The sequence below is a fragment of the Pseudoalteromonas sp. PPB1 genome (assembly GCF_015356275.1).
Lineage (GTDB): Bacteria > Pseudomonadota > Gammaproteobacteria > Enterobacterales > Alteromonadaceae > Pseudoalteromonas > Pseudoalteromonas rubra_D.
Map to the genome: position 1 here is coordinate 295,758 of NZ_JACEQV010000001.1, position 18,867 is coordinate 314,624.

18 protein-coding genes are annotated in these 18,867 nt (G+C 48.8%); 9 read left to right on the forward strand and 9 right to left on the reverse strand.

The annotated features are described in order from the left end of the window. The first annotated feature begins 102 nt into the window (after nucleotides 1-102). The 3 genes from IY568_RS01325 to IY568_RS01335 all read left to right on the forward strand — a co-directional run bounded on the left by IY568_RS01325 (nucleotide 103) and on the right by IY568_RS01335 (nucleotide 3,169). Nucleotides 103-927, forward strand: a complete 825-nt coding sequence (locus IY568_RS01325; protein ID WP_125558295.1) for a class I SAM-dependent methyltransferase — start codon at nucleotides 103-105, stop codon at nucleotides 925-927. Between the two features lie 15 nt (nucleotides 928-942). Continuing rightward, nucleotides 943-2,226: a phosphoribosylamine--glycine ligase gene (purD, locus tag IY568_RS01330; RefSeq protein WP_049865339.1), complete on the forward strand. Its 1,284-nt coding sequence runs from the start codon at nucleotides 943-945 to the stop codon at nucleotides 2,224-2,226. Nucleotides 2,227-2,341: 115 nt separating this feature from the next. Further along, on the forward strand, nucleotides 2,342-3,169 hold the full coding sequence (locus IY568_RS01335) for a DUF2797 domain-containing protein (RefSeq protein ID WP_194866592.1): 828 nt from the start codon (nucleotides 2,342-2,344) through the stop codon (nucleotides 3,167-3,169). Nucleotides 3,170-3,184: 15 nt separating this feature from the next. On the opposite strand, the gene IY568_RS01340 is transcribed toward IY568_RS01335, so the two are convergent. Continuing rightward, the gene (locus tag IY568_RS01340; protein WP_194866593.1) at nucleotides 3,185-5,737 is read right to left on the reverse strand and encodes an EAL domain-containing protein; all 2,553 of its coding nucleotides are present in this window, start codon (nucleotides 5,735-5,737) and stop codon (nucleotides 3,185-3,187) included. Between the two features lie 76 nt (nucleotides 5,738-5,813). Here IY568_RS01340 and IY568_RS01345 point away from each other — a divergent pair, with 76 nt between their 5' ends. Next, nucleotides 5,814-6,107, forward strand: a complete 294-nt coding sequence (locus IY568_RS01345; RefSeq protein WP_194866594.1) for a DUF4144 family protein — start codon at nucleotides 5,814-5,816, stop codon at nucleotides 6,105-6,107. Between the two features lie 10 nt (nucleotides 6,108-6,117). Here IY568_RS01345 and IY568_RS01350 read toward each other — a convergent pair whose 3' ends face one another. The 5 genes from IY568_RS01350 to IY568_RS01370 all read right to left on the reverse strand — a co-directional run bounded on the left by IY568_RS01350 (nucleotide 6,118) and on the right by IY568_RS01370 (nucleotide 10,635). Further along, on the reverse strand, nucleotides 6,118-7,035 hold the full coding sequence (locus tag IY568_RS01350; RefSeq protein WP_194866595.1) for a histone deacetylase family protein: 918 nt from the start codon (nucleotides 7,033-7,035) through the stop codon (nucleotides 6,118-6,120). An 87-nt stretch (nucleotides 7,036-7,122) separates the two neighbouring features. Then, nucleotides 7,123-8,700: a serine hydrolase gene (locus IY568_RS01355; protein ID WP_125558306.1), complete on the reverse strand. Its 1,578-nt coding sequence runs from the start codon at nucleotides 8,698-8,700 to the stop codon at nucleotides 7,123-7,125. A gap of 15 nt (nucleotides 8,701-8,715) precedes the next feature. Next, nucleotides 8,716-9,216, reverse strand: coding sequence for a gamma-glutamylcyclotransferase family protein (locus tag IY568_RS01360; protein WP_194866596.1), 501 nt, complete (start codon nucleotides 9,214-9,216; stop codon nucleotides 8,716-8,718). Nucleotides 9,217-9,233: 17 nt separating this feature from the next. Further along, nucleotides 9,234-9,857: a LysE family transporter gene (locus tag IY568_RS01365; protein WP_125558310.1), complete on the reverse strand. Its 624-nt coding sequence runs from the start codon at nucleotides 9,855-9,857 to the stop codon at nucleotides 9,234-9,236. Beyond that, the gene (locus tag IY568_RS01370; RefSeq protein WP_125558313.1) at nucleotides 9,838-10,635 is read right to left on the reverse strand and encodes a hypothetical protein; all 798 of its coding nucleotides are present in this window, start codon (nucleotides 10,633-10,635) and stop codon (nucleotides 9,838-9,840) included. Before IY568_RS01370 ends, IY568_RS01365 begins: the two co-directional genes overlap by 20 nt. 125 nt (nucleotides 10,636-10,760) lie before the next feature. Between IY568_RS01370 and IY568_RS01375 the strand changes: the two genes are divergently transcribed. From IY568_RS01375 to IY568_RS01395, 5 genes are all read left to right on the forward strand, one after another. Further along, complete coding sequence (locus tag IY568_RS01375; RefSeq protein WP_125558315.1) at nucleotides 10,761-11,093, forward strand: 5-carboxymethyl-2-hydroxymuconate Delta-isomerase; 333 nt, start codon at nucleotides 10,761-10,763, stop codon at nucleotides 11,091-11,093. Between the two features lie 82 nt (nucleotides 11,094-11,175). Next, nucleotides 11,176-11,886, forward strand: a complete 711-nt coding sequence (locus tag IY568_RS01380; protein WP_125558317.1) for a pseudouridine synthase — start codon at nucleotides 11,176-11,178, stop codon at nucleotides 11,884-11,886. Between the two features lie 126 nt (nucleotides 11,887-12,012). Beyond that, the gene (locus IY568_RS01385; protein WP_125558320.1) at nucleotides 12,013-13,644 is read left to right on the forward strand and encodes a methyl-accepting chemotaxis protein; all 1,632 of its coding nucleotides are present in this window, start codon (nucleotides 12,013-12,015) and stop codon (nucleotides 13,642-13,644) included. Between the two features lie 461 nt (nucleotides 13,645-14,105). Beyond that, a complete protein-coding gene (locus IY568_RS01390) occupies nucleotides 14,106-14,726 on the forward strand; it encodes a hypothetical protein (RefSeq protein WP_010383265.1) in 621 nt (206 codons plus the stop codon). Between the two features lie 67 nt (nucleotides 14,727-14,793). Next, nucleotides 14,794-15,417 (forward strand): hypothetical protein, encoded by a 624-nt coding sequence (locus IY568_RS01395; protein ID WP_194866597.1) that lies wholly within the window; start codon nucleotides 14,794-14,796, stop codon nucleotides 15,415-15,417. A 5-nt stretch (nucleotides 15,418-15,422) separates the two neighbouring features. Here the strand turns inward: IY568_RS01395 and IY568_RS01400 are convergent, their stop codons facing one another. The 3 genes from IY568_RS01400 to IY568_RS01410 all read right to left on the reverse strand — a co-directional run bounded on the left by IY568_RS01400 (nucleotide 15,423) and on the right by IY568_RS01410 (nucleotide 18,802). Further along, a complete protein-coding gene (locus IY568_RS01400; protein ID WP_194866598.1) occupies nucleotides 15,423-16,214 on the reverse strand; it encodes a substrate-binding periplasmic protein in 792 nt (263 codons plus the stop codon). A 128-nt stretch (nucleotides 16,215-16,342) separates the two neighbouring features. Next, nucleotides 16,343-18,130 carry a bifunctional diguanylate cyclase/phosphodiesterase gene (locus tag IY568_RS01405; RefSeq protein ID WP_138536801.1) on the reverse strand — a complete coding sequence of 596 codons (1,788 nt, stop codon included), beginning with the start codon at nucleotides 18,128-18,130 and terminating at the stop codon, nucleotides 16,343-16,345. Nucleotides 18,131-18,217: 87 nt separating this feature from the next. After that, a complete protein-coding gene (locus IY568_RS01410; RefSeq protein ID WP_194866599.1) occupies nucleotides 18,218-18,802 on the reverse strand; it encodes a hypothetical protein in 585 nt (194 codons plus the stop codon). Nucleotides 18,803-18,867 lie beyond the last annotated feature (65 nt).

An 18,867-nucleotide genomic window follows, 5' to 3' on the forward strand; every position in this document is an offset into this window, starting at 1 on the left:
CGATGAGCGCGAAACCTTCACCGTTTCGCGCTTTTTGTTTGCGCTAATTTCCAGTATTGTGAGTGAAAGACAATCACAATAATGACAGTGAAGGAACTGACTATGAAATTTGCCATTAAATCTATCATCGCAGCAGGTATTTTGACCGCCCTGAGTGGCTGTAACAGCACGTCTGAAAGCGGTGCGTCCAGCGAGCTTAGCTCAGCAGTGGCAAGCGCTGAACGTAAGGCTGAGAACCGTGCACGCGACCAGTATCGTCACCCGGAGCAAACACTGGCATTTTTTGGCCTTCAGCCAAACATGACCGTTGTTGAAATTGCCCCAGGTGGTGGCTGGTACAGTGAAATTCTGGCACCGGTTGTTAAGGGCCAGGGGACTTACTACGCAGCACACTTCCCGGAAAACAGTGAAGGTTACTTCAAACGCTCTCTGGACGGCTTCAAGAAAAAAGTCGCTGAAGATGCACGCTTTAGTGAAGTCAAAATCACCGAGTTTGCACCAGGCACACACGTTGATATTGCCCCTGCAGGTAGCGCTGACATGGTACTGATCTTCCGTAGCGTTCATAACTGGTACATGCGTCAGGGTGACGAGGGTGTGCTGGCTGCTTTCCAGGCTTTCAATAAAGCGCTGAAACCAGGCGGTACATTGGGCGTTGTTGCGCACCGTTTACCTGAACACCGTGATGATGAAGACCAGAAACGTTCTGGTTATATGAAGCAAAACTATGTCATCAACCTGGCTAAACAAGCTGGATTCGAATTAGTTGCAAGCAGTGAAATCAACGCCAACCCGTTGGACAGCGCCAACCACCCGAAAGGTGTGTGGACTTTACCACCACGTTTAGCTTTGGGTGATGAAAAGGCCGAGCAGTACAAGGCCATCGGGGAAAGCGATCGAATGACCCTGAAATTCAAAAAGCTTTAATAGGAATCAATTGCCATGAATATACTTGTCATTGGCAGCGGCGGCCGTGAACACGCACTGGCGTTCAAGGCTGCGCAAAACCCATCTGTAAAAACTGTATTTGTTGCCCCAGGCAACGCAGGCACGGCCCTTGAGCCAAAACTGCAAAATGTGGCCATTGGTGTTGAAGACATCGATGCCCTGCTTGCTTTTGCCCAGGACAACAAAGTTGAGCTCACGATTGTTGGCCCCGAAGCACCACTGGTGATCGGCGTCGTTGACCGCTTCCGTGAAGCGGGTCTGGCCATTTTTGGCCCAACTCAGGGGGCAGCTCAATTAGAAGGCTCTAAGTCATTCACTAAGGACTTTTTAGCTCGCCACCAGATCCCAACGGCAGCTTATCAGACCTTTGAAGAAATTGAGCCTGCTTTGGCTTATGTTAAAGCACAAGGCGCACCAATCGTTGTAAAAGCAGATGGCCTGGCTGCCGGTAAAGGCGTGATCGTGGCAATGACTGAAGCCGAAGCTGAAGACGCCATTCGTGATATGCTGGCGGGCAATGCATTTGGTGACGCTGGTAGCCGCGTTGTGATCGAGGAGTTCCTCGAAGGTGAGGAAGCCTCATTCATCGTGATGGTTGATGGCAAGAACGTTTTACCATTCGCCACCAGTCAGGACCACAAGCGCGCTTATAATGGCGACGAAGGTCCGAATACGGGCGGCATGGGCGCATACTCGCCAGCTCCGGTTGTAACCGCAGAGATCCACCAGCGCATTATGGATGAGGTGATCACACCTACCGTTGAAGGCATGGCGGCAGAAGGCCACCCTTACACGGGCTTCCTGTATGCAGGTCTGATGATTGCAGCTGATGGCACGCCAAAAGTGATCGAATACAACTGTCGCTTTGGCGATCCGGAAACGCAACCTATCATGCTGCGTCTGCAATCTGATCTGGTGACCCTGATTGAAGCGGCTAACCGACAAGAGCTGGACCAGACTGAAATTCAGTTTGATCCTCGCGCCGCAGTGGGTGTGGTGTTGGCAGCCAAGGGTTATCCAGCCAGCTATCCGAAAGGCGATGCTATCTCTGGTTTACGTGTTACCTATCCGGAAGGTGAAAAAGTCTTCCATGCAGGCACTAAGCAAGATGGTGACGCCGTCGTGACAGCTGGTGGCCGTGTCCTGTGTGCTACTGCGCTGGGTCACACAGTCACAGAAGCACAAAAGCGCGCGTATGCACTGGTACAGGAGATTAACTGGGACGGTGTCGAATACCGTACTGACATCGCCTACCGTGCCATTGCACGCGAGCAATAAAGCACATAACGCAAAACCGGGTCTGTGACCCGGTTTTTTATTTCTCCCTCTTTCTTCACCTCTGTGTCACGCTTTGCTAGGATCGCCTATTTCAACCATCTTTAGGGGCGTAAAGATGCAAGGTACTCTACGTAAGATGCAGGCACAATTGAATTGTGCATCAGCACCAACCATAAACTATCAGCTGCCTGTGGGCGACGATCTGTTGCCATTGAACGAGCTGATTGGCAAGCGTCTGACGCTCACATTTAGTGGCAACATTTTCTGCTGTAATTGTGGTAAGAAAACCAAGAAGAGTTACTCTCAGGGCCACTGCTTTGTGTGTATGAAAAAACTGGCGAGTTGCGACATGTGTATCATGAAGCCAGAGACCTGTCATTATGATCAGGGCACCTGCCGTGAGCCAGAATGGGGCGAAACACATTGTATGATCCCGCACTACGTATACCTGGCAAACACCTCAGGCCTGAAAGTGGGGATCACCCGTCATACCCAAATCCCGACACGCTGGATAGATCAGGGCGCCACGCAGGCAGTCCCCATCTTCAAAGTGCAGACCCGGTTGCAATCGGGCCTGGTAGAAGTAGCGCTCGCGGAATTTATTGCTGATAAAACCAATTGGCGCAATATGCTCAAAGGCATTAATCCAGAACTGGACCTTAAAGCATCCGCGGCAGAGCTGATCCCACAGATCCAGGCTAAGCTGGATGAGCTGGCTGAACTGTTTGGTGCCACCGCGATTGAGCGACTCGATGAAGACGTGGTAGACCTGAACTTCCCGGTAACCGACTATCCAAGCAAGATCAGCTCTTTTAACTTTGATAAAGAGCCCGTAGTCAGTGGCATACTACAAGGTATTAAAGGCCAGTATCTGCTCTTCGACACGGGTGTGATCAATATCCGCAAGTTCACCTCATACGAAGTCTCGGTGAGTCTGAACTAGCTCGTGCGCGGCCATTTAGCGGCCGCTCACCCGACGTTGCGGGGGAGAGAACTCACTCACCCCCCGCTCGGAACGGTAAAAGTTCAGCCAGTCTGACTGAGGCAGAGGCCGACAATAGTGATATCCCTGCATCGTGTGGCAACCCAGCTTTTGCAAAAACTTCTGCTGCACGGATTTCTCAACCCCTTCCGCCACCACATGTAAGTTCAGTGCTTTGGCCATCGCAACAATCGCCGTCACAATCTCACTGTTGCCATATTCATCTGGTATTTTGGCGATGAAACTGGCATCGATTTTCAGTATGTCGATGGGCAGCTTAGTCAGGTAACTCAGCGCCGAATACCCAGTGCCAAAATCATCAAGCGCAATCGAGACCCCCAGACTTTTCAGCTTGTTAAGCATCACCTTAGCATCATGCAAATTGCTAACGAAGCTGGTCTCGGTCAGCTCCAGCTCGACATAATGACCATCCAGATTATGCTGTTCCAGCGCTTTGGCCATGGTCATCACAAGATCTCCCTGACTGAGGTGGCTGGCAGAAATATTAATCGCGATGCGACGCATATCCAGCCCTTCATTCAACCATTGAGTCATTTGTCGACAGGCTTCGTTGATCACCCACTGATCCAATTTCACAATCAAACCGAGCTCTTCTGCCAGCGGAATGAATTGGGCTGGCGAGATGGTGCCCAGGTTTGGGTCTTGCCAGCGCAGCAAACACTCTACACTCATGATCCGACCGCTCGTCAGGCAACGCAATGGCTGATAATGGAGTTCAAACTCGCCGCCTTCGAGGGCGCTTTGAAAGCGACTCAACATAGACAAGCGTTCAAGCGAGCGCGCATTCATCGATGCTTTATACAGCTGGAAAGAATTGCGTCCCAATTCTTTAGAGCGGTACATGGCCACATCAGCATGCTTGAGCAGGCTTTCGCTGTCCAGGCCATCCTCAGGGTAGATTGCCGCCCCCAGTGATGCCGTCGCCGCCACATTTAGCTCACCCAACGCAAAGGGCACACTGAGCTCACTGAGTACCTGATCGGCAAAGCCCACCACATCTTCCATATGCTCGACTTCGGTAAGCAGCACAACAAACTCATCCCCGCCCAGACGGGCCAGTGTGTCTCCTGGCTTAAGAATGGCTTTTATCCGCTCACTAACCTGGCTGAGCAGTTTATCCCCGGCACTGTGACCTAAGGTGTCATTGACCTCCTTAAAGCGATCTAAATCTATGAACATCACGCTGAGTTTGTGTTTATCTCGCTGCGCCGAGGCTAGCGCCATAGACAACCTGTCGTAAAATAGCCGGCGATTAGGCAACCCTGTGAGTTCATCAAAATACGCCAGTCGGGCAATTTTCTCTTCCGCATTTTTACGTTCGGTGATGTCACTGAAAATGGCGGCATAGAGCACATCATCACTGTAGGGTTCATTGATTTCAATGATGGTCAGCCACTCGACATACACTTCGCCACTTTTACGCTTATTACAGATCTCTCCCTGCCAAACCCCCTTATGCGACAATTCCGACCACATCCTTTCATAATAATCCTGACCATGGACACCCGAACTCAGCAGGCTGGGGTTTTTACCCAGTACCTCATAGTCCTGATACCCCGTCAACGCGCTGAACGCAGGGTTGATTTGGATGATTTCGCCATTGGCCCGGGTGATCATAATGCCATCGAGTGAGGCGTCGATAATGCGGTTAGCCAAATAGAGGTTTTTTTCCGACTTTTGCAATGCCAAGTCCCGCTGAGCCAGCACTTTCTCCAGCTCACTACAATAAGCGGTTTCTATTTCTGTCAGCACATTCTTCAAAGCCAGTAAGCCCATTACAGCACCAGAGCCAGGTTCACGGATCACCAGATGACGAATAGAACGTGCCGTCATCAGACGGTAAGCATCGAACAGACTGTCTTTGGGGGTCATGGATTCCATCGGATAGCTGGCCAATTCCCAGCAGGGCATACGCCAGTCCTGATTCAGGATCACATAGGCCACATCCCGTTGGGTGATAATGCCATACTCAGCCAATGCCTGGTTATATACCAGCACTGCGGTGGTCTTGTCCCGGCGCATCGCGTGAATCGCTTCGGAAATACAGGCTTGGGCATCCAGGGTGCTGATCTGTGACTCGAAATGATCTTCTATGGGGCGAAAGTGCAGATAGTGGTCCAGCCCCTGATTGCGCACAATATCAGACAGAGACACTACACCCAGCGGTTGATTATGGGCGTCTTTTACCAAAAGGTGACGGATCCCCAGCTGGTGAAACTTGATAGTGGCTTCACTCAGCGTCTGACTGATCAAAATATCATGTACAGGTGAGTTCATAATATTACCAATGGCAGTCTGTGCCAGACCAGTGTGCTCAAAATCCAGACTGACACAGTCTGACTCTGTCCAAATCCCGACGATTTTGCCGTCCTGCTCAATAAATATCGAACTGACCCGCCGCTCACGCATCAAACTCAACGCATCATACAAACGCGTTGTGTAGTCACAACACAGCAGGTTATTAGAGTAAACATCTTTAATTTGCAGTTGACGTGTATCGCCCATCATAAGCACAGCCTCGCTTTCAGCCAATCTAATCGAGTATAATGAAGACAATTTAAACAACCTTGACCAAGAACAAATAATGACAATAAAGTCGTACCCGTTCCTATTATGGTTAGACCAAAGTCTAGCTTATGTCAGTAATGAGACTGAATTGGCGGAAATGTGCCATTATGCGGGCCCTGACGAGGGGATCTGTATCTATCCTGATGGCCAGTATTTGACTCGCTCAGGCCAACAGGCCCCTTCTCTATCGGCCGATGCACTCACCCGATTAGTGCAACAAACCTTAGTACAGGAAGGCCAATGCTGCGTGTCAAAACTCAATCAGTGCAGCGTCAAAGAGGCCTTCGAATTGTTAGAAAGTATCAGGTAATTGAGGTGGTTCAGGCTTCTGCCAGCGCACGAATATGACACTCAACGCTGCGCCCCAGCGATGACAGATCGTAGCCCCCTTCGAGATAGGAAATGATACCCAGGCATGAGTGTGCCCTGGCGAAGGCAATCACCTGCTCTGTAAACCAGATATAATCTTGCTCCACAAAGCCCAGTCCTCCCATATCATCCTCAAGGTGCGCGTCAAACCCGGCACTGATGAAGATTAGCTGAGGCGAAAATTCCACCAGCCTGGGTAGCCATTGCTGTTCCACCAGCGCACGAAAATCTCGCCCATCGCTGCCAGCGGGTAGCGGGGAATTCAAGATAGAATCCGTGTTTTCAATCGCTGTATTAGGATAAAAAGGGTATTGGAATAATGAACAAAACAGTACTCGGGGGTCATCGCGCACTATGTCCTGCGTCCCGTTACCATGGTGTACGTCAATGTCGAGCACCGCTATTCGCTCCACGCCCTGCTGCTGGGCATAAGCAACCGCAATGGCCAGGTTATTGAATACGCAAAATCCGGAAGAACTATTTTGATTAGCATGATGTCCTGGCGGGCGCACGGCACAAAAAGCCGCATCCAGCTTGCCTGCAAGTACTGCATCAACGGCCAATAAACCAGCCCCGACCGCACGCTCAATTGCTTTCATAGAATCGGGACATAACCAGGTGTCACCGTCCAGCTCAGCCAGGCCTGACTCGGGTAATGCCTCACATACCCGACTAATATGCGCCTGGTCGTGCACTCGTGCAATGTCTTCCAGTGTCGCCTTGGGTGCCGTTTTATATTCAATGGCCACATCTAATCCGGACGCCAGAATTCGATCTGAAATGGCGTCCAGTCGCTCCGGACATTCAGGATGATCCGCAATCATTTTATGTTTACGACAAAGCGGGTGAGTGATCAATGCAGTACGCATAGCAAAATCAGTCCTTCGTAGAGTCATAATATGAGTGTATCAGAGCCGCCTGAAGCAAACCCTGATACTTTGGTGTAACCTGTCGACTTACTGTGTCGAAAGCGGTTTGGCTTTAAGCTGCAAATTATGAAAATCGAAACTGAAGTCGGTAATATCCGGGTTCACCCAGGACATACTTGCAGCTTCGACCTGTTGTGATGGAGACAGAGTAAAATCAATGTACGCATCCGCTTCTAACTCAGCATGCTGCCACTTCACAATAAATGTGTTACCAGTATGGTGTTGCAATTTCCCTTTCAGCATTTCGGTATGGGTAAAATCAATATACAACTCACCATTGAGCTCTTCCACAATCACATTGCCGTACCATGGACTGACCAGCGTGCCTGTGTATACTTGATTTGCCAGTTGTGGTTGTCGCTTGTCTAACTTCACAGCCCCTGCAGAGCGGTATGCTTCTTCACGCTTCAGCTGATACTTCTCAGCGGCTTCTTTGACCCACTCCTTATCAGGCAATCCCAGCGCATCCTCGAACACCTCATTAATAATGGCCGTTAAAGCTGGAAAAGCCTGTTGGTTAGACAGCACCACTACACCCAGCTGCTTGCCTGGTATCATGGCAACTTGAGAGACCATGCCAGGGATCCCACCCCCGTGCCACACTTTTTTGTGACCGAAATAATCTTCTATCGCCCAGCCTAAACCATACCCCCGAAACTGCCGCTGATATGCTTTGCCCGCTTCATTTGGCCAACGCATGATGTATGGATGCCACATATAAACCTGTTGAACTTCGCTAAACAGCGCGTTGCCATTTGGCATTTTGCCTGCAGCTAACTGAGTTTTTAGCCACAAACTCATATCGTTGGCACTGGAAGCAATGGCACCCGCTCCGCGAAAATCCTCCAGGTAGTCCACGAAGAAAGGAGTGAGTTGACCCTGCCAAAATATACTCCCGGTCGCCCAGTTCTGGTTCTCCTGTGGGATCCGTGAAAATCCGGCACGTGAAGTATCCATCCCCATTGGTTTAAACAATCGCTGCTCAACAAAATCTCGCCACCCCATTCCACTTACGCGATTGACGACTTCACCTGCAACCACAAACATCAGATTGTTGTAGGCATAAGTGCTGCGCAAGCTGCTCTCTATTGGTAAGTGTGCTATCCCTTCCAATAGATCAGCCATGGTTTTGTCGGTATCTGGCCAGATCATTAGATCACCAGCTCCTTTCCCCAGCCCACTACGATGGCTTAGCAGATCAGCAATCGTCATTGCTCGCGTTACATAAGGGTCTGACAAACGAAACTCCGGGATGTGTTTGATGACCTCATCACTCCAGCTCAGCTTGCCTTCATCCACCAATACTGCCAGAGCCGCAGCCGTAAATGCCTTACTATTTGAAGCGATCCCGAACAAGGTATCCGCATCCACCTTATCCTGGTGAGCAATATGGCGTAACCCATATCCTTTGCTCAATACAACTTCACCGCGCTCAACCACAGCGAGTGCAATGCCAGGTATATGGAACCTCTCCATGGCCTCAGTAACAGCCTGCTCAACATCCGCGATATTCACGCCTGGCGCATATTGCTCAGCCAACGCAGAAAAACTACTCACCGACAACATTACGGTGGCGATCAAGCCTTTACCAATTTGGTACTTCATGTGTATTGCTATTCCTTATTGATGAATGGACATTTCCCGTCGCGCTCTGTGGAAATCCAGGTCCAGAGTACATGGCTGCTCAGCGAGCAGCTGCTGATACGACGCAGGGAATTGATGATGTTGCACGCCCCGCAGCACATGCTCCAGATACCAGGAAAACGGCAGCAGGTCGTCGTAAAATTGTTGTGTGATATAACAGTGCGCAGTGAGCCGCGAACCGCAAGCGCGGATCACCTCAACACCTTGTCGCTGATAGCCTTCACCTTCTATGCGGTCTAACTGTGCTATCTCTTGCTCGGTTAAGGCATACAAAACGCCATGCACACATGCCACAGCGCTATCATCCGGTTCAATGGAGCATTTAGCCGAGCCATCCTGACCAAGATGACGAAAACCCAAGGTGTAGCCTGGCAGGCGGGCGGTGCCAAGCAATTGGGCTGCTGGTAAACGCGCCTGCAGGCGCGCGGGGGTTAAATTTGATCCAAAAGCAAAGTTAAGTATGTCTCTGTCTGCCATCATGACTCCTGGTATTATTAAAGTATTACCCTAAGCGCCAGCAGCAGTAGAATTACCCCTATTCCGCGATCAAACCAATGCCCGGCACGTTGAAAAAAGCTGCGAACTGTGGCTTTGCTCAGCACCATGGAAAGGGAAGAAAACCACAACCAAGTTGCCACAGCCATATATAATCCGTACAAGATTTGTACGGACTGAGGAGTGCCAGGATCAATCACCAAGGTAAACAAGGAAAGGAAAAACAATGTCGCTTTTGGGTTCAATGCGTTCACCAAAAAGCCGCGCCGCAGTGCCTGCATGGCACTTTCCTCGGTCGCAGATGGGGTAGCTGCTTGCTGTGAGGCCGGGTTGGCACTTGCACGTAAAGCCTGAATACCCATGTACGCCAGGTAAGCGCCAGCTAGGTATTTAAAGACATTAAATAACTCCGGCGATTGCGCTAACAACAACGCGACACCAAGCAGACAATAAGTGACATGCACCAATATCCCTAACCCTACTCCTGCGCTGGTCATCAGAGCATTACGGCGACCAAAGCTAATGCTTTGTTTCAGTACAACGGCAAAGTCAGGCCCGGGGCTGGCAACCGCAAAAAAATGTGCCAGCGCAATCAAAACAAACTCATCCAGATAAGGCGACACGACTGCGATCCTCCAGTGCCAGTAAAACGGGATCCGGAGACGTTTTTAAAATGCCCTGAAGCTGTTTACAGGCTTTTTTATACAATCCTTTGAGGTGGGGTTTAAGGTGTTTCGCACCGTTATATTGTGGCTTGAAATGACACACCAAGGCATGCACAAAGATCGTTTCTGCCTCACTGAGGGCAGCCTGCCGATTGGCATAGGCATTATAACAAGAGCCACACCCACCTCTGAAATGGTAAGCACTGTTACTCAACATCACACCAAACCCCATGTACACAGCCAGCACATCTGCGGCAACGGGTAAATGTTCCTGACCGCCTGGTGGTAATTTACCCACCTGATGAATCAAAATCATCGCCAGAGAACCAGCTAAACTTGCAACCATATCCTGAGGCTGGTTGATTTGATTAGGGTTATAGGAAAGAGCAATCGGCATAGCTGGTTTTTCCGACACCGACACCTGCTCTCCGCGCAATCCACCACTAAGCGTAAAATTTGGGAAGGTCTGCTGCAACGGCATTTGCTGCGGTGGTAATAAAGCAACAGGCCAGTGCTGCAACCCGGCATAATCGCGCACCCGGCCAAACACAGTTTGTGCCATTTGCTCAACACTATTAACCTGATCCGGGAAGTCCTGCACGGTAGGCTCAACAATCCGTGTGTGACGGAGAAAAAAATCGACGTCAAAATGCTCAACCGCCCAGCCAAACAAATGAATTAACTGCTGAGCCTGAGCGTCTTCCAGTAGCGGTTTAGATTTAAATATCGCCAGCATAATATCCTGTCTTCTATATCAAAACATGCCAGTTCCGGGCGCTCTCACCGCCCACTTATCACTTGGCATTGCAAGAAAAGATTCATATCATATTGCCATATTAGCGACAATTACCCTGTGATACCATGCCTCATCTGATCATTGAACACTCTGCCCATCTGAATATTTCCGTTTCTGAACTTGTCCAGGCCGTCCATCAAGGTGCTGAACGTACTCAGCTGTTTGATCCTTCGTCCATTAAAACCCGGGCAATTGCTTATCACGACTATCATCTGGGTAGCGACCACAGAGGCTTTATTCACGTGCAAGCCCACATTATTTCCGGCAGAACGATAGCACAAAAGCAACTGCTGAGTGAGACGCTACTACATGCGCTGAACGCAGTAGTCGATGGCGAGCAACTCCACCTCAGTGTTCACCCCTATGACTTAGAGCCAGAGATCTACCGCAAGAACTGACGTATAATAGCCCTTAATCAGAGCTGCTCTCAGCTCACCCGCATTGACGTGCGGGTCATTTTCAATTTACAGAGCAATCACTATGAAATTCCCCTGTCGTTTAGATAAGTTTGTCAGCCACATCCAGGAGCTGCCTCGCAGTAAAGTCAAAATAGGGATCAAAAAAGGCCTGGCCGTTGTCAATGGCGTCACTATCAGCAAAGCAGATTATTCTGTTGGGCAGGATGATCTAGTCGAATGGGACCAGACGCCACTGGTTTATCTCGGTAAGCGTTACTATATGCTGAACAAACCGACTGGTTATGTGTGCGCCAATCAGGACGACCTGCACCCCACCGTTTTTGAGCTTTTGGACGAGCCCAACTTAAAAGATTTTCATGTTGCGGGGCGGCTGGACCTGGATACCACTGGACTCGTTTTAATTACCAATGATGGCGACTGGTCTCATCAAATCACCTCACCAAAGAAACAAAAGTACAAAACTTACCTGGTTGAAACACAAGAAGCACTCACCGAAGAAGCACTCGAGCAACTACGTCAGGGTGTCGCGTTGCACAATGAAAAAAGCCTCACTCAGCCCGCCATAGCAGAGCAGCTGGATAAGTATGCGCTACGCTTATCTATCTGCGAAGGAAAGTACCATCAGGTGAAGCGTATGCTAGCAGCGGTCGGTAATAAGGTCGTAGAACTGCACCGAGAAAATGTTGCTGGTATTGAGCTGGATACGAAACTGGCGGCCGGTGAGTACCGCTTACTCAGCGATACGGAAGTTAACATAATTAATGCAAGGTAAAACGCTGTCACCCCCTATAGTGAGGAAAAATCATCTAAGATTACTGTTATAATGACCTTTTTCAGCTTTCCACAATACGGAATTCGTGTTAAATCATTAAATCAGATTCTGCTACAGGGGCATCACGTGTTTTCATCACTTACTTTAAGAACAAAAATCATCCTATTTGCAGCTTCTATTTTTGTTGCCCTCATTCTGGTGGCAATTGTTGGGCTGCAATCCCTCAGACATGCAAGCGAAACAGACAATATTGCGCGTATCAATCAACTGATGAAAAGCACAGCCAATATAGTGCAGCAGTTTGAAGGGTTTGTGCGCAGCGGCGCCCTGACAGAGGAACAGGCCAAAACACTCGCATCGCAGATTTTACGAGAAAACAAATATCACGACTCTGAGTACGTGTACGTGGTGGACAGTGAACTCAACTTCATCGCTGCGCCACATGACCCGCATTTACACGACACCAGCTTCAACGACTTTAAAGATGCCAACGGTAATAGTATCGGGCGCATGGTGGAACGTTTGGTCGGCTCGCAAACAAATCGTATCATTACCTACAACTGGACATCACAGCGCAATGGCACCGTCGCAGCCATGACTTCAGTCGTGCAAAAAACCCCTCTGTTCGGCTGGTATGTAGGAACTGGTATCAGTTATCAGGAAGTCGATGAGCGCTATTGGGATACTGCAAGCTGGCTCGCGTCTTTGTCATTACTTATCGCCGTCGCACTGACCTTTGCTTTAACTCGCTTTGGCTTGTCTCTGTCTAACAAACTAGGCGCAGAGCTGGATGACGTCCTCGACATCGTTCAGGAAGTTTCGCGTGGTAACCTCACTTCACAGATCCACAACGACAACGCCAAACCAGACAGTATTCTGGCTGGCATGGAATACATGCAAGAAGGACTAAAAGGTGTGGTTGGCGGGCTAAAATCTGTCAGCGATTCGCTTAATGAACAAAGCCACAATGGTGAAGCTCGTTCTAATGAGCTGGAGTCACTCACTCGCAGCCTGAGCGAAGAAACCCAAATGGTGGCATCAGCAATCACCGAACTCACCGCCTCTGCGCAAACCGTGGTTGAGCACGCAGAGCAAGCAGCTGACTCTGTGCAACAAGCAGAAGGCCAGGGGCAAAGTGCCGATAAGCTCACGACTAAAGCGTCTGAAGCCATTGCCCTATTAGAGCAGCAAATCGACAGTGCAGGTAATAATATTCAGGTGCTTGATGAAGAGGTAAAAAACATCGCCAATGTACTGAGTGTGATCCAAAGTATTGCGGAGCAAACCAATCTGCTGGCATTGAACGCTGCGATTGAGGCGGCACGTGCCGGAGAGCAGGGTCGCGGGTTCGCAGTCGTTGCCGACGAAGTCAGACAGCTGGCACAACGCACCCAAAGCAGCACAGAAGAAATCCATACCATGATTGGTAATCTTCAATCTGCAACTCAGGAAGCCAAAGCATCAGTTACCCTGAGTATTGCCACCAGTGAAAAAACCGTGACAATGTCTAACGAAGCCAGTGAAGCACTGAAACGGGTGGCTGAATCGCTCAGTGCAATATCGCAAATGAGTGACCAGATTGCCCAAGCCGCAAAAGAACAGCTTGCAGCCGGAGAAGACACCGCACACCGTGTGGTAACCATATCAGATACTGCCAGTCAGACAGCCCAGGTCTCACACCATGCGCATCAGGCAACTGACAGCATCACGGCATTAACGCATCAACTGGAAAAAGAAATGGCAAAATTTAAAGTTTAGCAACGTAGTTAATATTCAGATTTTCAAGAAGAAAAAATGAAATGAACAATATAATTAACAATTAATTAAAGTTATATGAAAAATTTCATTTCACTTTTCCGGACTAGGTGGTAAATTTATTAACCAGAGCTTAATAGACCTTATGTTGTGCTGTATGAAATAAATCATATATGATAGGTCTTAAAGCACACCCAGTTCATCTAAATTACGTTTGCGTGACGTGCACGTAATTTACAGATGAATGAGCAAAGGCGGATGCAGTGCCTATACTCTAGAAGCTGACTAGCCAGTTATTGCAGTCGTTTTGGTTAGGCAAACAACAATGACATAAGGAACATCAATATGAAATCTCTTTCATTCACTGATTGCCAAAAAGTCGCTGCCGGTTCCAGTGTGTTACACCCTGTTAGACCCAAAGGCCAACAAACTTCCCAAAAATTAGAGACAAAACGTACTTCGACATGACAAAGGATTTATCGATTAAAGACCTGCTACTACCATACGTCGTGATGGTAGTAGTCATTTTTATTATGCAGGATGCAACCTATGTGTTCATCCTCTCTTGTATTGCAATCATCTCTCTGGTTTTCCTGATCGGACTGCGGATCAAAGACATTAATATTTGCGTCCTCGCTATGATGAATTTGTCATCCATACTGATCGAAAATCTGCTGTTTTCCACAGGCCTGATAAGCCTTTACTCGGACGAAGAAAATCGCCTGCTACAAAACAGCATTATATTCGGCCTTTCCATGGCCAGAGAGCTTCTGATTTTGGTGCTCCTCACCTATCGCGTTGAAATCACCAAATGGTTGTTTCCTAAGCATCAGATCCGTGCCACCTTTGCTGACAGCATCATGCCCTGGCTCTACCTCATAGGCGCAGCCATCAGCTTCTTCGCACTGATAGAGAACTACTTCCGTAATGGTAAAGGATACGATATTACCTTCTTCTTTTACGCCTTTGAAATTACAGGCTATCTGATCTTTTCCACCATATGTGCCATGCTGGTTGCGCTAACGGTGATCTCTTATAAAGAAGCCTATGAGCTGAAAGTTCCGACCATTAAAAAACGGAGTTAACATTCGAAAGGCAAACCTGTATAGTCCATCGACAGGTTTGTCTGAATAACATTCAGGGATTTGATGCATGGCCTTCGCGGTCCACTTTCGCTATATCAATAGCCCTTTGCTGATGGTCATAGTCGCACTCAGTCTGATATTGATCATTCTTCGCGACGCAACTTTCTACGTCTTTTCGGCATACTCTCTCTTACTTAGCGGCCTGTTTATCATTGGTGTCCGACTGAAAGATGTGAACCTGTGCGGGTTAACGGGACTGGCCCTGTTTCCCATTATTTATGAAAACTTGCTATTCTCAACTGGCCTGATCAGCCTGACCTCAGAGACGCAAAACCGTCTGTTCCAAAACAGTCTGATTTTTGGTCTGCATTTTATCAAAGAGCTTATTTTACTAGTGCTGCTAATCTACCGGATGGAGATAACTAAACGCCTCTTTCCAAACAGAAATATCTATTATACTTTTGCGGATACCCTGCTGCCATGGCTATGTTTGCTCACCGCCATATTTAGCTTTTTAGCCTTATTCGAGAACTATCTGCGTAATGGCAGAGGATATGACATCACCCTTTTCTTCTATGCATTTGAGGTAACGGGCTATCTGTTTTATTCATCAGTGTGTGGCATCCTCTTAGTGCTCACCGTGATCACCTACCAACAACAGCGTCTGAGCCCGCAAGGTAGCGACAGATAGATAGATCAATCAGTGTGAAAGAATGGGTTATCCAGATATATCGGCTGTGCTGTCGCTAAGAAGGAGAGATCAAAATAGCGCGCCAGTAATTGCTCATACTGACCACTGTCTTTCAGGCGCCTCAAACCCTGATCCAGCTTTTCTGCCAGTTCTGGTTTTTGCTTGTTCACAAAAAAGTAGAAGTGTGCTGGGTATGACAAATAAACACCAGGCAATTTGACCAGTTCAGCGGCAGATTGAGCTGCGAGCTCAGAATCCACCTCAACCACTGAACGGGGAAAATAGTCTGCTTGTTGCTTGATCACCAAATCAAACATCGCCTGGTAATTCACTATCGGCCTGACCTTTAATCCGTTAGCAGCCAGTATCTTGGTATCCGGCCAGTCATGTCCCTGCACAGCAACCAATTTAGCTAGCCCGGCTTTGCTTTGAACAGCTTCAAACCGGGTCAGTTGCTCGCGATGTACCAGCAGCGCACGCTTGCCAATCAGGCCATCAAAGAGTGGAAACTTAACCGCGATGGCCAGCTTTTCTCGCGCCGGACTCGACATGCTCCAGTGCAGGTCAACCTCACCTTTGCTCAATGCCAGTAACGTTCTTTGTTGATGTGGGTGGACCTTAACATGTTGAATATCAACGGGGTATTCAGCCGCTTTTAGCGATAAGTCGAGCAATTCGTAAAGAAACAAATCCCGGTCATAGAGGGGCCGCATTTCTTTTGCAACATAAATGGTGGACTTTGCCTCGACCGCCGCACCAAGCAGTAACAGCATCAGATAGATAACCCGTTTTACCATACACCACCTAGCTCATATTGAATTGTCAGTCCTGTATTGTGCAATCCAAGGACATATCACCCTGACCTCCAAACTACACCTAACTGCAACAATACTCAACCGAGATTGTGTTGTCATAAATCGCTGAATTAAGTAGCCAAGCTACTGACCGCCTCTAACCGCACGACCGGAGCACTGGGCTTGCGACGATTACAGACAAACAAATAACTGTTGCGATAGCGCTTGGCCTCTTTTTTCGCGTCGGTTGCCAATGCAGCGACCTGATGGCTGTTACTACAGGATTCCACATCCGGTGATACCAGCCCGATAGATAACGTCAGTAACGGCACAAATTGCTTCTGACCTTCACGATTACTGGCCCAGTAACCGCCAGCCGCAACATGCTCTGGCGTAAAGAAAGCTTTAGACTGGGCTTCAAAGCGCTGAATTATCTCATGGCACAGGTTTTCAGCATCGTCGTTGTCAAACACCACCATAAAGTCATCGCCGCCAATATGGCCGACAAAGCAGTGGCTATGTTTACACACAGCGACTGTCACCTCTGCCAGTAACTTAATCACACTGTCGCCACTGGCGTAACCATAAAGGTCATTAAATTGCTTAAAATGATTGAGGTCGATGTAGGCGAGCGAAAAGCCATGCATAGCACGTAGGCGTTGTTCAATGGCCTCATTGATAGCCACATTGCCCGGCAGCATGGTTAGCGGGTTGGCGTGTTGCGCATGGCGGATCTTTTCGTCGGTAATGTGCTTCAGGATATCCCTTAAAGGTGCCAAACCCAGATAGCGTCCTTCCCGGGTAATAATAATATGACGTCGGATGTCGAATTCATGCTCAGTGATCAGCTGGCTGACACTGTCGAGTTGCTCTTGCTCATCAACAATCAGCGGTTGTTTGTCCATTAGCTCAGTCACTGGCTTTTTATCGAATAAGGCATGACCATAGGGTGCAGCAAACACTTCCGTCAACTGATCCCGATGCAGCAAGCCAACAGGCTGTCTTGCATCATTCACTACAGTCAAACTCATCAGTCGTTTATCACGCTCAAAATGTCGATGGGCATCAAGACATTGAGTACAGGTGTGGATTGCAGCAACGTCCTTCGCCAGCCAGCCAATCGCAATAGACTGCTCAAATGGATTATCCTTACTGCTGCTGTGACGATGCTGTGCCAGATTGATCATCTCCAGAGCCGGCTGCTCACTTGGTTTAGCCAACAGATATCCCTGCGCATTCACAATCCCTAACTGCTCCAGTAAAGCGAGCTCTTCCATCCGCTCAATGCCCTCTGCAATCACCGCAGTATTGGTTGCCTTAGCCAGTTCAATAATAGACTTGAGAAACTCTCGTTTAACGATACTCTGATCGCAATAGTCGATGAAATAACGATCCACTTTAACAAAGTCAGGACAGAGTTCTGACCACTGCTTTAGCCCGGAATAGCCTGCACCTAAGTCATCAATGGCGATAGTGAAACCCAGCTGACGGTAGTGGGCTATGGTCTTTAACAACAAAAAACCATCATCGACCTTATCTTGCTCAGTCACTTCAATCACTATACGGCTGGCTGCCAATCCAGCCTGTTCAACCAGGTGTAAGGTTTCCCCCCTCGGATGACGAGGGTCCAGCAGTGCTTTTGGGCTAACATTAAGAAACAGCTTGCCGGGCAATTGTTGCGCCACAAACTGAGTAATGGCCCTCTGACGGCACAACAATTCCAGCTCCGACAGACGATCGTAGCGACTGGCTGCCGCGAACAAACTATCAGGTTGCTCCAACACAGAACCACGCTTACCGCGGCTTAAAGCCTCGAAGCCCAGCACCTGCTCCTTTGCCAAGTCATAGATTGGCTGGAATGCCGTATAAACGGCTTTGTTAGCGATGATTTCATCCAAAAGGATCTGCGTTGAGTCCACTGCTCGATGACCAAGATGAGGTTTGATTGATAATCGAGCAAATTATCAATTTTACATGACAGTTATATGTCAAAAAGACGATTGTACCTAATTTGATGTTGAATCATTTGCAACTCCCTGTTGCTTTATGCTCACCTCAACGCGTTTAAATGCTTGTTTTACCTGTTCAATATGGGCCATCACCTCGACCATTTCCAGTTCCGCTTCCAAATACGCGTCGTCGCCTGCAAGCCCCCCTTTTGCCATCACCAAAACCGTCGCAGGATGCACCACTAAATCTTTGCTATGATAGCACACCGGATCGGGTAACTCAGGCAACTTGCCATCGCCATGATAGTCTTGTTCCAGTGCTGCAAGAGACATCTCAGCCAAAGACGCTCTGAGTGTCAATACCGCATCCAGATAAGACCGGCACTGTGGGTAAGCCCGTTTAAAGGCATCCAGGACCACATCACTTTGCTGTATCAGGTCATCCGCACGAGCCTGGATCACCCCTGCATCACGCTGGATACGAATGTCTGTCAGTAACTCGCTGGCTAACAACGCATACGGTTCAATGCCACTGCCCTGCTGAACAGATGTCGCAGCCCGGGCATTAGCCGCCGGCCCTGATGGCTCAGAACACCCGAATAGCGATAAGCAAACGAATGCCGCTGCACATTCCTTACGCATAGTATTTCCCCCGTTCTCACAAAAAAGCCGCGATACAATCGCGGCTTCCGTTAGCTAGTTGGTTG

Coding starts and splice junctions, on each gene's coding strand:
- purD (WP_049865339.1), top strand. CDS start 943: ATGAATATACTTGTCATTGGCAGCGGCGGCCGTGAACACGCACTGGCG.
- IY568_RS01360 (WP_194866596.1), bottom strand. CDS start 9,216: ATGGCAGACAGAGACATACTTAACTTTGCTTTTGGATCAAATTTAACC.
- IY568_RS01355 (WP_125558306.1), bottom strand. CDS start 8,700: ATGAAGTACCAAATTGGTAAAGGCTTGATCGCCACCGTAATGTTGTCG.
- IY568_RS01390 (WP_010383265.1), top strand. CDS start 14,106: ATGACAAAGGATTTATCGATTAAAGACCTGCTACTACCATACGTCGTG.
- IY568_RS01375 (WP_125558315.1), top strand. CDS start 10,761: ATGCCTCATCTGATCATTGAACACTCTGCCCATCTGAATATTTCCGTT.
- IY568_RS01395 (WP_194866597.1), top strand. CDS start 14,794: ATGGCCTTCGCGGTCCACTTTCGCTATATCAATAGCCCTTTGCTGATG.
- IY568_RS01400 (WP_194866598.1), bottom strand. CDS start 16,214: ATGGTAAAACGGGTTATCTATCTGATGCTGTTACTGCTTGGTGCGGCG.
- IY568_RS01325 (WP_125558295.1), top strand. CDS start 103: ATGAAATTTGCCATTAAATCTATCATCGCAGCAGGTATTTTGACCGCC.
- IY568_RS01370 (WP_125558313.1), bottom strand. CDS start 10,635: ATGCTGGCGATATTTAAATCTAAACCGCTACTGGAAGACGCTCAGGCT.
- IY568_RS01410 (WP_194866599.1), bottom strand. CDS start 18,802: ATGCGTAAGGAATGTGCAGCGGCATTCGTTTGCTTATCGCTATTCGGG.
- IY568_RS01335 (WP_194866592.1), top strand. CDS start 2,342: ATGCAAGGTACTCTACGTAAGATGCAGGCACAATTGAATTGTGCATCA.
- IY568_RS01340 (WP_194866593.1), bottom strand. CDS start 5,737: ATGATGGGCGATACACGTCAACTGCAAATTAAAGATGTTTACTCTAAT.
- IY568_RS01345 (WP_194866594.1), top strand. CDS start 5,814: ATGACAATAAAGTCGTACCCGTTCCTATTATGGTTAGACCAAAGTCTA.
- IY568_RS01350 (WP_194866595.1), bottom strand. CDS start 7,035: ATGCGTACTGCATTGATCACTCACCCGCTTTGTCGTAAACATAAAATG.
- IY568_RS01380 (WP_125558317.1), top strand. CDS start 11,176: ATGAAATTCCCCTGTCGTTTAGATAAGTTTGTCAGCCACATCCAGGAG.